The organism is Niallia sp. FSL W8-0635 (genome assembly GCF_038007965.1).
Classification (GTDB): domain Bacteria; phylum Bacillota; class Bacilli; order Bacillales; family Cytobacillaceae; genus Niallia.
The window spans coordinates 3,479,044-3,494,600 of sequence record NZ_JBBOYD010000001.1; the positions used below are offsets into that span (position 1 = coordinate 3,479,044).

Annotated in this window: 18 protein-coding genes; 9 read left to right on the plus strand and 9 right to left on the minus strand. The window is 35.7% G+C overall.

The window, feature by feature from the left end; translation table 11 throughout:
• The first annotated feature begins 69 nt into the window (after positions 1-69).
• The gene (locus NYE52_RS16815; protein ID WP_341194104.1) at positions 70-450 is read left to right on the plus strand and encodes a hypothetical protein; all 381 of its coding nucleotides are present in this window, start codon (positions 70-72) and stop codon (positions 448-450) included.
• A gap of 123 nt (positions 451-573) precedes the next feature.
• Here NYE52_RS16815 and NYE52_RS16820 read toward each other — a convergent pair whose 3' ends face one another.
• Positions 574-786, minus strand: coding sequence for a hypothetical protein (locus NYE52_RS16820; protein ID WP_341194105.1), 213 nt, complete (start codon positions 784-786; stop codon positions 574-576).
• Positions 787-1,019: 233 nt separating this feature from the next.
• Here NYE52_RS16820 and NYE52_RS16825 point away from each other — a divergent pair, with 233 nt between their 5' ends.
• Genes NYE52_RS16825 through NYE52_RS16835 form a run of 3 tightly spaced genes read left to right on the plus strand, consistent with a single transcriptional unit; the run spans position 1,020 to position 3,348 of the window.
• On the plus strand, positions 1,020-1,787 hold the full coding sequence (locus NYE52_RS16825; protein WP_341194106.1) for a glucose 1-dehydrogenase: 768 nt from the start codon (positions 1,020-1,022) through the stop codon (positions 1,785-1,787).
• Positions 1,788-1,834: 47 nt separating this feature from the next.
• Entirely contained in the window at positions 1,835-2,332 is a 498-nt protein-coding gene (locus NYE52_RS16830) for a hypothetical protein (RefSeq protein ID WP_341194107.1), read from the plus strand.
• A 2-nt stretch (positions 2,333-2,334) separates the two neighbouring features.
• Positions 2,335-3,348 carry an alpha/beta fold hydrolase gene (locus tag NYE52_RS16835; protein ID WP_341194108.1) on the plus strand — a complete coding sequence of 338 codons (1,014 nt, stop codon included), beginning with the start codon at positions 2,335-2,337 and terminating at the stop codon, positions 3,346-3,348.
• 64 nt (positions 3,349-3,412) lie between these two features.
• Here NYE52_RS16835 and NYE52_RS16840 read toward each other — a convergent pair whose 3' ends face one another.
• Entirely contained in the window at positions 3,413-4,915 is a 1,503-nt protein-coding gene (locus tag NYE52_RS16840; RefSeq protein ID WP_341194109.1) for a leucyl aminopeptidase, read from the minus strand.
• Between the two features lie 392 nt (positions 4,916-5,307).
• Here NYE52_RS16840 and NYE52_RS16845 point away from each other — a divergent pair, with 392 nt between their 5' ends.
• A complete protein-coding gene (locus tag NYE52_RS16845) occupies positions 5,308-5,784 on the plus strand; it encodes a divergent PAP2 family protein (protein ID WP_341194110.1) in 477 nt (158 codons plus the stop codon).
• Between the two features lie 138 nt (positions 5,785-5,922).
• Here the strand turns inward: NYE52_RS16845 and NYE52_RS16850 are convergent, their stop codons facing one another.
• Complete coding sequence (locus NYE52_RS16850; RefSeq protein ID WP_341194111.1) at positions 5,923-6,630, minus strand: 3D domain-containing protein; 708 nt, start codon at positions 6,628-6,630, stop codon at positions 5,923-5,925.
• A 399-nt stretch (positions 6,631-7,029) separates the two neighbouring features.
• Between NYE52_RS16850 and NYE52_RS16855 the strand changes: the two genes are divergently transcribed.
• On the plus strand, positions 7,030-8,022 hold the full coding sequence (locus NYE52_RS16855) for an NAD(P)/FAD-dependent oxidoreductase (RefSeq protein ID WP_341194112.1): 993 nt from the start codon (positions 7,030-7,032) through the stop codon (positions 8,020-8,022).
• A 165-nt stretch (positions 8,023-8,187) separates the two neighbouring features.
• Here NYE52_RS16855 and NYE52_RS16860 read toward each other — a convergent pair whose 3' ends face one another.
• Positions 8,188-8,553 (minus strand): HesB/IscA family protein, encoded by a 366-nt coding sequence (locus NYE52_RS16860; protein WP_341194113.1) that lies wholly within the window; start codon positions 8,551-8,553, stop codon positions 8,188-8,190.
• 248 nt (positions 8,554-8,801) lie between these two features.
• Here NYE52_RS16860 and NYE52_RS16865 point away from each other — a divergent pair, with 248 nt between their 5' ends.
• Positions 8,802-9,497 carry a DUF2225 domain-containing protein gene (locus NYE52_RS16865; RefSeq protein WP_341194114.1) on the plus strand — a complete coding sequence of 232 codons (696 nt, stop codon included), beginning with the start codon at positions 8,802-8,804 and terminating at the stop codon, positions 9,495-9,497.
• 61 nt (positions 9,498-9,558) lie between these two features.
• Here NYE52_RS16865 and NYE52_RS16870 read toward each other — a convergent pair whose 3' ends face one another.
• The gene (locus tag NYE52_RS16870) at positions 9,559-9,795 is read right to left on the minus strand and encodes a DUF1450 domain-containing protein (RefSeq protein ID WP_341194115.1); all 237 of its coding nucleotides are present in this window, start codon (positions 9,793-9,795) and stop codon (positions 9,559-9,561) included.
• A 230-nt stretch (positions 9,796-10,025) separates the two neighbouring features.
• Between NYE52_RS16870 and NYE52_RS16875 the strand changes: the two genes are divergently transcribed.
• A complete protein-coding gene (locus tag NYE52_RS16875; RefSeq protein ID WP_341194116.1) occupies positions 10,026-11,099 on the plus strand; it encodes an NAD(P)/FAD-dependent oxidoreductase in 1,074 nt (357 codons plus the stop codon).
• A gap of 76 nt (positions 11,100-11,175) precedes the next feature.
• On the opposite strand, the gene NYE52_RS16880 is transcribed toward NYE52_RS16875, so the two are convergent.
• The gene (locus tag NYE52_RS16880) at positions 11,176-11,499 is read right to left on the minus strand and encodes a YuzD family protein (RefSeq protein ID WP_341194117.1); all 324 of its coding nucleotides are present in this window, start codon (positions 11,497-11,499) and stop codon (positions 11,176-11,178) included.
• 165 nt (positions 11,500-11,664) lie between these two features.
• Here NYE52_RS16880 and NYE52_RS16885 point away from each other — a divergent pair, with 165 nt between their 5' ends.
• Positions 11,665-11,901 carry a NifU family protein gene (locus NYE52_RS16885; RefSeq protein WP_047942238.1) on the plus strand — a complete coding sequence of 79 codons (237 nt, stop codon included), beginning with the start codon at positions 11,665-11,667 and terminating at the stop codon, positions 11,899-11,901.
• A 100-nt stretch (positions 11,902-12,001) separates the two neighbouring features.
• Here NYE52_RS16885 and thrB read toward each other — a convergent pair whose 3' ends face one another.
• The 3 genes from thrB to NYE52_RS16900 are packed head-to-tail and all read right to left on the minus strand — an operon-like array spanning position 12,002 to position 15,275.
• Positions 12,002-12,922, minus strand: coding sequence for a homoserine kinase (thrB, locus tag NYE52_RS16890; protein ID WP_341194118.1), 921 nt, complete (start codon positions 12,920-12,922; stop codon positions 12,002-12,004).
• Complete coding sequence (gene thrC / locus NYE52_RS16895; RefSeq protein WP_341194119.1) at positions 12,919-13,980, minus strand: threonine synthase; 1,062 nt, start codon at positions 13,978-13,980, stop codon at positions 12,919-12,921. The genes thrB and thrC overlap by 4 nt, the downstream gene beginning before the upstream one ends.
• Complete coding sequence (locus NYE52_RS16900; RefSeq protein ID WP_341194120.1) at positions 13,980-15,275, minus strand: homoserine dehydrogenase; 1,296 nt, start codon at positions 15,273-15,275, stop codon at positions 13,980-13,982. The genes thrC and NYE52_RS16900 overlap by 1 nt, the downstream gene beginning before the upstream one ends.
• Positions 15,276-15,557: the final 282 nt, after the last annotated feature.

Genomic DNA, 15,557 nt, shown 5'->3' on the forward strand with positions numbered 1-15,557 from the left:
TCATATTTTACTCCTCTAAAGAATAGGATGTAAGAAGTTAGAATATTACGTAAGAAAGGAATGTCCGCTATGTACCAAGCTCTATATTATCATCGCAATACTCCTACTCCTGCAGCATTCCATCCATATCTTCATTATCCTATCTATTTTCGCGAACTTCCCGAAGTAAATCCTTCCAAGTTTATTGATTCTGCCAAGGATACATTGAATCTTTTATCCGATGTGGAAGCTTGTTTAAAGCAGCTAGCTAATTCTTATTCCTTTTCAAAAGAAGTAATGAATGCAGCTCAATTATCGAAAACAGATACAATCGAACAATTAATTAAATCCATTGGTGTAAAAGAAATACCTAAAGTATCCTATAATCCAGATGGAATTACCTTAAACTTCGACCATAAAAATAAACCTCCCCACTGTTGCTATTTATCTGTTCAATTAAGATGGCGTTAAATTTTTCATTGTTAATAATGGATTATTTCAGACTGCATTTACGTACAGCCTGAAATAATCCGAAGAAGAAATATTGCTTCTTTATTTTAATCAATCATTTATGAAATTTTCAAAACAGCTTTTTTAGTAGTAAGGATACGGTCCGTATGGTGTTGGACCATACGGCATTGGGCCATATGGAACTGGACCATATGGGACTGGGCCATAAAGTGGTCTAGGTCTGACTAAAGCTCCTCCTAATACTCCTCCTAATAAACCACCCACAAATGGTGCTGCAAACCAAGCTCTTGAATCTTGCTGCGGATATGGATACTGATATGGGTAACCATGCATCATTCGCAATTACCTCCACTCTTTTTTTACTTTATTTCTCTCTACTCTATTTTCTATGCGAATGTCCTCTTTTTGGACTGGGCTATCGCCTTATACCGCTAAATTTTAAATAGGTATGAGCTAGTAAAGGATAAAGTGCAGGATAGGCATAGGTACTTCCATCAATTTATTCACCCTTAGGACATTGCTTGTCTATACTATATGGAATAGATGTAGCAGGAGGAATGGTAAATAAAATGAATTCACTATTTGAATTGACGAATCAAACTGCAATCATTACTGGAGGTAGTCGAGGGTTAGGAGAACAAATGGCAACCACTCTAGGAGAAGCAGGTGCAAACATCGTCATATGCTCTAGAAACCTAGAACAATGTACAAATACAGCTGCTAAATTACAAGCTAAAGGAATTAATGTGTTAGCCCTACCTTGTGATGTTTCTAAGAAAGAGGATATCGATCATGTTATTAGCAAAGCAATAGAAAAATTCGGAACAATCGATATTTTAATTAATAATAGTGGAACTTCGTGGATGGCACCTTTCTTAGAATACCCGGAAGATAAATGGGACAAAGTGCTCGATGTAAATCTCAAAGGCTCTTTTTTATTTTCACAAGCAGTTGCTAAGAAGATGGCCGAACAAAAGCACGGTAAGATTATTAATGTTTCCTCTGTCACTGCTTTTAGCGGGACATCTCCACAGCTGTTAGACGCCATAGCCTATAACACAAGTAAAGGAGCACTTATTACATTAACAAAAGAATTAGCTATTAAATTGGCACCTTATAATATACAAGTTAATGCGATTGCACCAGGATTTTTCCCAACCAAAATTACGACTGTGTTAGAAAATCATAAAAAACTTATTACCGCAAGAATTCCAGCAGGACGTTTAGGGGAGCTAAACGATTTAGACGGAATTATCCTTCTCTTATCAGGAGGAGCATCTGATTACATCACAGGACAAATTATTGCTATTGATGGTGGACTTTCTTCTACACTTTGAATAGGAGAAGTTCACACAAAAAAAAGAAAAGAAAGAGGGATAGGAAAATGGCTCATGTTACAATTGACTTTTATGAGTTATTAAAAAAAGGTGGAAATTTACTACAATATCGGCTAAATAACCGAATTAAAAATAGCTTAAATCAAATTTCTATCATTGATTTCACAAGTAAAAAAACAAATCCATTGTCTAGTAAGTTAGACCAGATTCAAAACTACTCAGAACAATTGAGTAATTATATTAATCTTCCTACTAAAACAGATTTAGCAAATGCAACCCAACTAATTCTTCAATCAGAAGAAAAAATTGATAATCTTGACGACCAATTATTTGAATTGACGAATATGATGAAAGAAGTAAAACAATTAATTGAACAATTTAGCTTGAATCCTTCAGATGGTTATTCCTCTCAGTTGACTAGTAAAATCTCAGAGCAGGAACAAAGAATTTCTACCCTACAAAATGAATTAGCATACGCAAAACAACAATTGAACGCTCAAAAAGAAGAACTAAGTACTTCTACCATTTCAAATCAGGCGATATAATTATGGCGAAAAAAAATCTAGCAAAGTTTATTCAAACATTGTCGTACGACCCGGTTGTTGGACAATCAGAAAGATACGCGATTTGGAAAAAAAATAAAGCAACTTTATGGTACTACCCTTCTAAAAAAAGAAAATATAAAGAATCTATCTACCTTATTTATTCTATCGTTAATAAGCCGTATATCCTCGATTTAGGTCCTTCCATGAGTTTAATTGAGGCATTTAATAATGCAGGGTATGATGCCTATTTAATTGATTTTGGTATACCAGCCTATGAAGATCGTCATTTAACGATTGATGATTATATAACAAAGTATATTCAACCAGGCTTTAAAAGGGCAATGCGACATGCAAACTCAGATTCCTTTACCGTTATCGGCTTTTGTTTAGGCGGTACACTTGCTACTATATTTGCAGCATTAGATAATCGTAATATAAAAAATTTAATTCTTGCCGTTTCACCAATTGATTTTTCAGCCTTTCCAGATTACAATAATTGGCTACATGCACTTCGCGAAGATGAGCTACACTTTGAAGAGCTGATTGATAAAATGGGGATAATCCCTCCAGAGTCGGTGAAATATGGGACTAGATTACTTGTTGCTCCCTTATCATATAGCCATTATTTAGCTCTTTTAAATCGTTCAGGTGAGAAGAATTACACGGAAAAATGGGCAAGAATGAATAAGTGGACACTTGATCACATTCCTGTAGCTGGTGCTACCCTGAAACAACTAATGAATGACTTTGTAAGAGATAATAAAATGATTGAGGGTGGACTAACAATTAACGGAGAAGAAGTTAATTTGAAGAACATTCACTCTAATCTACTTGTCTTTTCTACGAAGAATGATCCACTTGTTCCTAGTTCACTCTGTGAGCCAATTATGGATCTCGTTTCAAGCCAAGATAAATCCTTTGTTCTTTTTGAAGGTGGTCACGCAGGTCTCGTTGCTAAATCCAATATGCCAGAACCGATGGAGAATTGGCTGAGAGAACATAGCACTCTCATTTAAAAAGAAGCCCCCCGTTCTTAATGAAGGAACGGGGGACTTGCTAAGCATACATATTAATCATTTTTTATTTATTTCTTTCAAATCTTTCCACAAATAGTGCTAGTGTTCTTGTCATTGCTCCTGTTGCACCTGGCTGACCTAAATCAGTTGCTTTACTTTGCGTAGATGTTCCAGCAATATCAAGATGTACCCATGGAGTTTCCTCTGCAAATTCTCCAATGAAGGCCCCACCCATAATTGCATGACCTGCACCACCTGGTGAATTATTTAAATCAGCTATCGGACTATTTCGCACCAATTTCTTATGACTTTCAAAAATAGGCAGTCTCCACATTTGTTCTCCTGCTTCATAAGAAGCCTCTAACACTTGCTCAAATAAAGATTCATCATTCGTCATTGCACCAGTTGTTTCCATTCCTAATGCAGTGATTACTCCTCCAGTAAGTGTTGCTACATCAACAAGATAGTTAGCCCCATGATGTTTCGCATAAGTCACCGCATCTGCTAAAACTAAGCGACCTTCTGCATCTGTGTTTAATACCTCAATCGTTTTTCCACTCATCGATGTGATGACATCATCTGGTTTAAACGCATGACCGCTTATCATATTATCTGTTGATGGTATAACCGCCACGACATTTTGTTCCGGTCTTAGTTCACCAATAACTTCCATTGCACCAAGTACAGCTGCAGCTCCACCCATATCTGTTTTCATGCCAACAATACCTGTTTTTGTCTTAATCGAATACCCACCTGTATCAAACGTAATCCCTTTTCCTACTAATCCAATCACGTCTTCCCAGTTATCTTTTCCTTGGTATTTCAACACAATCATTTTTGGAGGCTCTGTTGAACCTTGATTCACCGCAAGCAATGCACCCATACCAAGCTTTAGCATATCTTCTTTTTCTAAAATTTCTGCTTCAAAGCCATATTTTTCTGCTAACTCTAACGCATAATTAGCTAGATCCGTCGCTTTTAACATATTTCCTGGAAGATTAACAAGTGTGCGAGCGGAGTTAGTCGCCTGTCCATACACATAGCCTACAGTAAGTGATGCCGTAACTTCCTCTTCTTCTGCATCGCTATATACGGTAATTTCCGTAATTTTCTTTTCTGGTTCATTAGATTTTTGTTTATACCCTGCAAACTCATAAGTAGCGAGCCCAAATGCTTCACTGCATGCGTGAGCAACATCTTGTGCTACTATTTCATCGGTTACAAAGGAATCCAAATATACAGCTGTTTCCACCCATTTCTCACTCGTAATACGTTTAAATGTTGCTCCGAAGATTTCTTTTAATTCGTCAAAAGAAAGTTCCTTCTCTTTTCCTAATCCAACAAAAACAATTCGTTTTGTTCCAATTTTCCCAAAAGTATGTACAACAGTAATCGACTTTTTCTTTGCTGAAATATCCCCATCTTTTACTAGATTTGTTAACTCTCCATCGAAGAGTTCATCCAATGTTTGAAGCTTTCCTTCTAATTTAATAGACTTGTCAAATAATCCCACAATAATACTTTCATGGTTATTTTGAAAATTCCATTCTGAGTGATAAGAAAACATATAATCATTCCTCCATTCCATTTCTTCCTCTATTATAACGAATTTATTTATCATTTCGTATAACTAATTAATTTTCTATCATCTTTTCTGAAAATATAAAAAGATTTTTTCGAATTTAACTAGAAAGCTCGATATTTGGTTATGTTATAATAAGATAAGTGGAAATGCCAATGTTAATACCAAGAAAATACCGTCCGCAGAAATTTAAATAGTATTAGTATGTTCTGCTATCCAATGGTGTTTTGAAAAGAACAATACATAAGCTCACTTAGATGTTCAGCTCCACTGTAAACCTCCTTATTTCCATACATGAAAGATTAATAATACGTTTAATAAGGTATACATACAAAAGTACAGATTTTTTTTACCAAAGAAATGAAGAGGTGTTTTTTATGGAACTACTAGCTAACTTTCCTTTATTTGCGAGCTTAATTGCAATTTTTTTCGCACAATTTGTCAAAGTACCAATAACTTTTTTTGTTACAAAAAAAATTGATTGGTCTCTGTTAACTAGTACTGGAGGCATGCCAAGCTCTCATTCTGCAGCTGTAACCGCTCTTTCGACAGGGATAGCACTTCAAACAGGCTTTGATTCACCAATTTTTGCCGTTGCTGCTATCTTTGCAATCATTACTATGTTTGATGCAACAGGGGTAAGAAGACAAGCAGGAGAACAAGCAATTGTTTTAAATCGATTAGTAAATGATTTTAATAAATTCTTAAATGAAGCAAAAGGATGGCAAAACAAACCAGAACAAGAAAAACGAAAAGAATTAAAAGAGTTGTTAGGACATAAACCAATAGAGGTGTTTTTTGGGGGACTAACAGGCATCTTATTAACGTTGCTTTTACATATGCTAATTTATTAACGATTGCTACTTATGTTAGTGATATAAAACGAAAAAGGATGTCCTTGAGAGAGTATTCCAAACAAGTAATACTTAATTTTTGTTTGGAATACAGGCTGTAGGACATCCTTTTATTTTTATGTGTAATATATAAACTACTTATTTATTCTCTGCTTTCGTATACTGCTGACGGAATACTTGCATCGATTCTTCTTCATTTAATGCACTTAATGTTTCTTCTGTTAATTTTCCATTACCCATTTCTACTATGTATACATCTACTGTTTTCTTTCCCCACTGATTATAGACATCTTGTACTGTTTCATAGTATAAATCTAATTTGTTTCCATTAATCGCTGAACCTGTATCAGCAACTACTCCAAATCCATAATCAGGGATAAAAAGAATGGTCCCGATTGGAAATACACTTGTATCAGCAGCAATAGTACTATATAAATCTCTCTTTACTTTTACTCCTGAATAGGTGATCCCAAACTGAGGATGGCCAGGGTTCTTTCCCGTTGATTCATATCCGGCAGTATAACCAGTAGCTACCACTTTTTTTGTTGGATATTGCGACCAATCTTTCATATTTTCCAGTAAAGGCGGTTTTCCTGCCACCTCTTTACTCGATGAAATTTGCGTTGTTTCAACCAATGCTTTTTTAAAGCTTTTCAATGCTACACCAATTTGTTTAATTGTATGGTCAATATGACTACTATCCTCGCTCACCTGTGATTGTTCATAATTATTAACATGTATCGAACTTGCCTTAACTCCTGAAATCGACTGAAATGTGGTTAGTAGGGCCACCATAAATAATAGTACCATTCCTACTCTTCTAAAAAACTTTTTATAAAAATTCATATTTTTCACTCCTCCCAAAACTATTCATTTCCCATATTCAAAGAATTTATTCATAAATAGTTAAAAAGAGGATCTTTCCCCCTAGTAAAATACCAAAAAATGCAAAAAACTTCCAAAATTATGCTCTGATTGATATTTCTTTTAGAAGTTAAGCAATTATATTTGATGCACCAACATATTTAACTTATAATCCTCGTTCTAATTACTAGTTTTTTACAAGCTCTCTAATACGATTCTTTATAATAGATTTCTATTACCATTCATTTCCCACTCCTTCTTTATGTAGGAGGGTTGTCCTAGATATCTTTAAAAACTTGGGATTAAAAAAGTGAGAAATCATTATCATTATGATATGATAGCTTGTAGAATTGAATCTTATTGTAGGAGGGTTTTGGAAAATTGGAAGAAAATCAAACCATTTATGATATAACAGTAATTGGTGGTGGACCTGTTGGAATGTTCACTGCTTTCTATGGAGGGATGAGACAAGCAACCGTTAAGATTATCGAAAGTCTCCCTGCACTTGGCGGTCAGCTTACAGCGCTCTATCCTGAAAAATATATATATGATATTGCAGGATTCCCAAAAATCCGTGCACAAGAGTTAGTAGACAACTTAGAAGAGCAAATGAAAAAATTTGAACAGTCTATTGTCTTGGAACAAGCTGTTCAAACAGTGGAAAAGCAAGGTGATGGTATATTCAAAATCACTACAGACAAAGAAGTTCATTACTCCAAAACAATTATTATTACAGCTGGAAACGGAGCATTCCAACCACGCAAATTAGAATTAGAGCAAGCAAAAGACTATGAAAATAAAAACCTGTATTACTTTATCAATGACTTAAATCAATTCGCTGGAAAAAAAGTAATGGTATTTGGCGGTGGAGATTCTGCTGTAGACTGGGCATTAATGTTAGAGCCGATTGCAGATACTGTTTACTTAGCACATAGACGGGATAAATTCCGTGCACATGAGCACAGTGTAGAAAATCTTAAAAATTCAAAAGTAAACATCAAAACACCTTATATTCCTTCTGAATTGGTTGGAGATGAGGAGATTAAACAAGTTATTCTTGAAAATGTAACAACACAAGAAAAAGAAATTATTGATGTAGATGCAGTCATCGTAAACTACGGATTTGTTTCTTCCTTAGGTCCAATTAAAGAATGGGGCTTTGATATTCAAAAGAACTCCATTGTTGTTAACAGTAAAATGGAAACAAATATTCCAGGTATCTATGCAGCTGGTGACATCTGCACATATGATGGAAAGGTTAAATTGATCGCTACTGGTTTTGGCGAAGCACCTACTGCTGTTAATAATGCGAAGACGTATATGGATCCAAAAGCAAGAGTACAGCCACTTCATAGTACTTCTTTATTTAAGTAACCTATAGAATTAAAAAAAGACTGATTATAATCATTTGTCTTTCTAGAAAGCAAATGATTACCACCAGTCTTTTCCTCTATCTTAGCCTAACAGAAAACACCATTAATCATTCATGTTCCCCCATTCGGGTTTTCCATTCTGAAATAATGGTGTTCCTTTTTTAAATTAGCATTCCTCTGGTGTTCCAGCCACTTTCGCAGTACGGAAAGAAGACCCGCAACCACATGAGGCAATCGCATTTGGGTTATCGATAGTGAAGCCTCCACCCATTAAAGATTGCTTATAATCAATTTTTGTCCCTTTTAAAATTGGACCATCATTTTGATCCACTAAAACACGAATGCCGTATTGCTCAAATAATTGATCATTTTCTTCTTTTTCAGGTGAGAAGCCCATTCCATAAGACAAACCACTGCATCCTCCACCTTTTACTGCTACTCGTAAATAAGAATTCTCTTCGTCATTCTCTTTCATCATTTCTTTTATTTGAAGTGCAGCTGCTTCTGTTATGTGTACAATTTCTTCTGTCACTGTTCATTCTCCTTTCGTCCTATTATTATTTCTTATTATATACCTCCATTTAAAACTACTCAACTGAATGGAACTGAGTAAAAGATTGGTAATAGCATCATTTTTCCTTCATCTGTCCTCTTGATAAATATTCGCAAATCCCAAACAAGGTCTTTTTACCTATTTGTAATATTTTTATAGGAAATTTTACTCAACTAGATGTATAATCAAGTTATAGAAAACATGAAATTATACCTATCATTAAAGGAGTGAGAAGCTTGAATAAAATCGAACCATTATTTGACAAACAATGTACTTGTTTACTTTGCCAAACTAAATTTACTACAAAGAAATTACGTTCAAGATTTGTTAAATTAATAAAAATGGATACAGATTTCTTTCCTGTTTATGCTGAGCATAATCCACTCCTTTATTACATAAATGTTTGCCCAGCTTGCGGTTTTTCTTACAATGATGATACCATTCCTTATTTTTCTCCAGAAAGTAAAATGTCGCTCCTTGAAAAAGTAAGTTCCCACTGGATACCACATTCATTCGGAAAGGAACGGAGTATAGAAGATAGTATTAAAACATATAAATTAGCAGCTTATTGTGCTTCTATAAGAAAAGAAAAGCACATTACCCTTGCTGGTCTATATCTCCGAATTGCATGGCATTATCGCTTATTAAATAATACAGAACAAGAACGACGTTTTATAAACCTTGCATTATCAGAATATGAAACTTCCTATTCCGTTGGTGATTATCAAGGAACCCAAGTAACGGAACTAAGAACGATTTATTTAATCGCAGATCTTTCAAAGCGTACAAATAATCTAGAGCAAGCTACCAAGTATTATTCGAAAGTAATCGAGCAGCAGAAAAGGACAGTAGAAACACAAATTGTTAAGCTAGCTAAAGAAAGCTGGCAGGAAATACGAGATAGCCATAAAAGCTTAATATAACAATACCCATCTTTCAGTGAGCCAATAGGCAATTCTGCTCACTGGTAGATGGGTTTATTTATTAAATTGGATGATTTTTCAAATACTGATAGACATTTATCACAAGTTCTTGGGCATCTTCCCCTTTTATTACATCACCATTTACTAAAGCAAATACCGATTCCCCACAATGTCCACAACAACTTAAGCAACCATAATCAATTACATCTAACTCATCATCCTGTTCAAGTATTTCTTTTGCTTCTTGGGCACCTGATGCAAGATTACTAAGACAGAATTCAATTAGCGGTTTAAACAAACGTCTCACCTCTCCTACAAATTATACTAGTTTTTTTTGCTGAAGAGTAAAGAAAGTCCTTTTTAGCAAAAATTGCTCTAATTTACTAACAATAATGAGAAAAGTCATTTTCCTACTGTAACTATGAATAAACCGTCCTAACCCTTTAATATACTCTATAAGGAGATCACTCCAACTTTAATGAACTATTTGATTACTATAGATACTTATCATTCAAAAGGGGGGAAACAATGAAAAAATTAGTTATATTAGGCGGTGGGTATGGTGGAATGCGACTTTTATCCTCCATAATACCCCATTTACCATATGATCTAATGGTCATATTAATAGATAAAGTTCCTTTTCACTTTCTTAAAACAGAGTATTACGCTATCGCTGCTGGCACTGTTCAAGATCAAAGCCTTCAAATTCCTTTTCCTAAACACCCTCAAGTCAGTCTTATACATGCGGAAGTAGAAGAAATTGATTTGGAAAATAATAAGGTATGGTTATCTGGTAGAAATCCAATTGATTATGATGATTTAATAATTGGACTTGGCTGTGAAGATAATTATCATCAAGTGGAGGGTGCAGAAAAATACACACACAGTATCCAAACGATTAATAAGTCAAAACATACACATAAACATCTTCAAAGCTTACCTGATGATGCAAAAGTAGCTATTATTGGCGGTGGTTTAAGCGGTGTTGAACTAGCTGCCGAACTAGCTGAAAGCAGAAAGTTACAAATAGCAATATTTGATCGTGGGGAAACCATTTTATCCGCTTATCCGAAAAAGGTAAGAAATTATGTTGAACGATGGTTTGAGACAAAGAAGGTTATCGTTTATAAAAACAGTGAAATTACGCGTATCGAAGAGAATCTTGTTTATAATCATGGTAGCCCATTGTCTTTTGACTGTATTGTCTGGACTGCTGGCATCCAGCCAAATAAAATTGTACGTGCACTAGAGGTAGAAAAGGATAAGAAAGGAAGAATTCTTCTATCCAAATATCATCATCTTCCAAGCAATGAACATGTGTTTGTCGTTGGAGATTGTGCGAGTTTAAATCATCCTCCAAGTGCACAGCTCGCTGAAGGACAGGCAGAACAAATAGCGTTTGTTCTCATTTCTAAATGGCAAGGAAAAGTGCTTCCGTATCATATGCCTCCCATCAAGCTAAAAGGAGTACTAGGATCATTAGGAAAAAAAGACGGCTTTGGTCTAATCGCCAAAACTGCTTTAACAGGAAGGCTTCCACGATTAATAAAGCATGGAGTTTTATGGAAAGATAAAAATAAAAAAAGCAAACTGACAGATTAAAAGATAAGTGTCGTTTTTGAACAATCTAAAGAGATTTTAAATCCTCTACAGATTGTTCAAACCGACACTCTCACGCCTACATGCTTGTATATCCATATTTCTCAAATTCCGCATAAATTTTCTTTAATCTCGGATTTCCCTCTCCTACTATTTCTCCCTCAATGACTACTACTGGATAAAATAAGTCTTCTTCAATAATCTTCCGACAAAACTCATTTTTTTCCTCTTCATAATTCGCTTGGAATATATCATAATAATTAATTTGAAAGGTCTGCTCAGGAAATTTTCTGCTTAATGCAGCTTGAAGCCATTCATACGTATCTTTAGAGGATGGCAAATTTACGCAACTGGCACAAATCTGCTCTGCACCATATATACTTACTTCAATTTCTTTTCTCAAATCAAAACTCCCCTTCAATAGACTAGCTCGTCAATTTATATTTTTATAGTCAAAATAGTACTTTTTAAATTCATCCATTTTTTGTTTATGCAATTCGTGTTTCTTGATTATAGATTTTTCATCCTAATGTGATTATAATAAATAATAGGAAAGGAGTCGATATGTATGCAAGAAGTAGAAATGAAAGAACAAGTACAAGAAGTACTCGATAAATTACGTCCATTCCTTTTAAGAGATGGCGGAGACTGTGAATTAGTTGATGTGGAGGATGGCATTGTTAAGTTACGCTTACTTGGTGCTTGCGGTAGCTGCCCAAGCTCTACCATTACTTTAAAAGCTGGTATTGAACGTGCTTTATTAGAAGAAGTACCAGGAGTTTATGAAGTGGAGCAAGTATTTTAATCCTTCCACCATCGGAATTTAGTAAGAGGATGCTTTTAGCATCCTCTTTTCTTTTTGCTTATCCTTATCCCTTTATTCATGTTGTTTTAAAAAAAATATTTTATTTTACCTTTGTAATATTGGCTCCTGAACAAATGCTACCAAACTTGTCAACTTCTAATGGAAGGAAACGCATTTCCGGTAATGTCTGCTTTAAACCCTCTATTAATGTATTCATTTGCCCAGGTTTAACAAAGCATAATACGGTTGGACCGGCTCCACTTAACGCAACACCATATGCCCCAAATGAAATGGCACACTCTTCTATTATTTGCAAATGAGGGACGAGTTCTTTTCTATATGGCTGATGATACTTGTCCTTTTTCATCATTTTTCCTGCAAGCTCTAGATTATTGGTTAATAAAGCTGCTACAAATAAATTGGAAACAGCCCCAGCAGAAACAGCTTCTCCAAAGGAAAGTGTACTTGGCAATACTCCTCGGGAGGATTTTGTTAACAGCTCTTCCTCTGGAATAACCGCTAACACTTCCAAATCAATGGAATGGATAATTTCTGCATCCACTTCTTCTCCTAATTGACAACCTATAACGAGACCACCAAAAAGGCTTGCTCCTACATTATCTGGATGACCTTCCATTTTGGATGCAATTTCAAACTTTTGTTGTTTCGTCAAGCGTAAGTTCCCAACTTGATCAGCTAGTTCAATTCCCGCTACAATAGCAGAGGCACTAGATCCAAGGCCTCTAGCTAAAGGGATATTACTATCCACCCTAATCTGACATGGTGATAGAATTGTATGAAATTCTTCTGCCACCTCGATAGCTGTCTTAACGATGAAATTCTTTTCATCTTGAGGAAATTCCTTTAGATCTTCAGTTAACGGAATAACTTCCCAGCGATCACTTCGAACCACGTCTAATGTTAAATATAAATTTAACGCTAATCCGATACTATCAAAGCCTGGTCCTAAGTTAGCAGAACTTGCTGGCACTTTAATAAATAGCATTTCGCCTTCGTTCATATATGAACGACTCCTTTGATATGGTTGGCTACAGCCTTTTCATCATTAGGAAGAACTACTGGCTTTATCGGACTAACATCAATCGCTGTATTTGGATCCTTTAAGCCATTTCCTGTAAGAATAGCTACTATTTTGCTTCCTTTTGGAATTTTTCCACTTTGGATATGCTTATACACACCTGCAATGGATGCACAGGAACCTGGTTCCGCAAATATACCTTCTGTAGCAGCAATTGTACGATACGCAGCTACTATTTCTTCATCTGTTACCTCATCAATGATACCATTTGATTCTTCTTGTGCTTGAACAGCTAACTTCCAGCTTGCTGGATTACCAATGCGAATCGCTGTCGCAATTGTTTCTGGATTTTCAAAAACACGGTTATGCACAATCGCTGCTGCTCCTGCTGCCTCAAAACCATGGATTTTTGGAAGTCCAGTTTGCTTAACTTCATGATATTCTTTAAACCCTTTCCAATAAGCACTGATATTTCCAGCATTTCCAACTGGGATTGCCAATATATCTGGTGCAGCACCCAACTGATCACATACTTCAAATGCTGCCGTTTTTTGACCCTCTAAGCGATATGGATTCACAGAATTTACGAGCGCTACTGGTTCTGTTTCGCTAATTTTCCGCACCATTTGTAAGGCCTGATCAAAATTCCCTTCAATCGCAATTATCTCTGCACCATACATTACAGCTTGCGCAAGTTTACCCATCGCGATTTTCCCTTCTGGAATAACTACAATACAACGCATTCCTGCACGAGTAGCATATGCCGCTGCCGCTGCAGATGTATTACCAGTAGACGCACAGATCACGGTTGAGTTTCCTTCTTCCTTCGCCTTAGCAACCGCCATTACCATTCCTCTATCTTTAAAAGAACCCGTAGGATTAGTTCCTTCTGTTTTGACATAAAGCTCTACGCCCCACTCCTCTGATAGCTTATCTAGCTTTATTAATGGCGTATTTCCTTCATTTAATGTTAACATTGGTGTAGATTCATTTATTGGCAAATATTCTTTATATTCTTCTAAAAGGCCCTTCCATCTCATTACTTTATGCCCCCTTCAACTCGATATGAACTTTTGACTGTTCGAACAGATGCTAAATCCCTTAATTCTAATAAAATATTTTCATAGTTTAATAAAGATGCATGATGTGTCACTAAGACAATCTCCGCTAGGCCTTTTTCCTTCACAGGTAATTGAAGAATTTTCTCAAAGCTTACCCCATGTTGTGAGAAAATAGAGGTAATTTCGGCAAATACACCGACCTCATCCTTTACTTGGAGACGCAAGAAGTATTTAGAGAACATTTCATCTGCGTCTTTTAGCTTCTTTTTAAATTGCGGGGCAATCGCGCCTTTTCCATTAACACCTAATCGCATGTTTTTTAATACATTCACTAAATCAGACACAACGGCTGTTGCAGTCGGTAAACTACCTGCACCAGGACCATAAAACATCGTTTCCCCAACAGCTTCCCCATATACATATACAGCATTATATTCATTATGAACGGATGCCAATGGATGACTATCAATAATAAATGTCGGCTGTACACTAACCTCTACTTTTTCTGCCTGTCTTTGAGCGATACCAATTAACTTCATTGTGTATCCTAACTGCTTTCCATACTGAATATCTTCATCTGTTACATTTGTTATTCCTTCTACCTTCACATCTTCTAAGCCGATATTCATGGAAAAACCAAGTGTCGCTAAAATTGTCATTTTTCTAGCTGCATCCAGTCCTTCTACATCTGACGTAGGGTCACTTTCCGCAAATCCTAATTGCTGTGCTTCTAATAAGACATCTTCATAGGCTCGTTGCTGTTGACTCATTTTTGTTAAAATAAAATTAGTTGTACCGTTCACTATTCCCATCAATTTAATGATCCGATCAGAAGCTAATCCATCCACCAAACCTCTTAAGATAGGAATACCCCCAGCAACACTTGCCTCGTAAAATAAATCACAATTGTTCTGAGAAGCTGCTTGTAAAAGCTCTGCTCCATGGACAGCCATTAAATCTTTATTCGCAGTTACTACTTGCTTTTTATTTTTTAACGCTTTAAGTAAGATGTTTTTTGTCTCTTCAATCCCACCCATTACTTCAATAACCACATCTATTTCCGGATCATCCAGAATATCATTTGCGTCAACCGTTAAGAGAATATCCTTTAACTCTACATCTCGCTCCTTATTTATATTTTTGACGAGAATTTTGTTTACTTTCACAGGACATCCAACCTGATGCATAATTTTATCCTGATGATTCTCGATAATTTTTACAACGCCCGATCCAACAGTTCCTAGTCCGAGTAGTCCAATTGAGATTGTCTCCATCTGATTTCCTCCCGATGATGTTCTTTTTACAAGAACAACTGTCTTTGTATAGTAGACATTATAGTGTTTGATTCCTTTTTTTACAAGGGGGAGTTTAATCATTCCTTTGTAATTTACTTTTTTATAAAGACGATATAATCAAATTTCCCCAAAAAAAGATATTGTTTTCGTAAAGTTTTCTGCTATAATCCGAGTCCTGAATACACTTCCGTTTCCATGTGGCTAAGCTTAAGAATTCGAGGTCTCACCGTTCTCGCTAATCCCATATGGAGTCTATTTTTC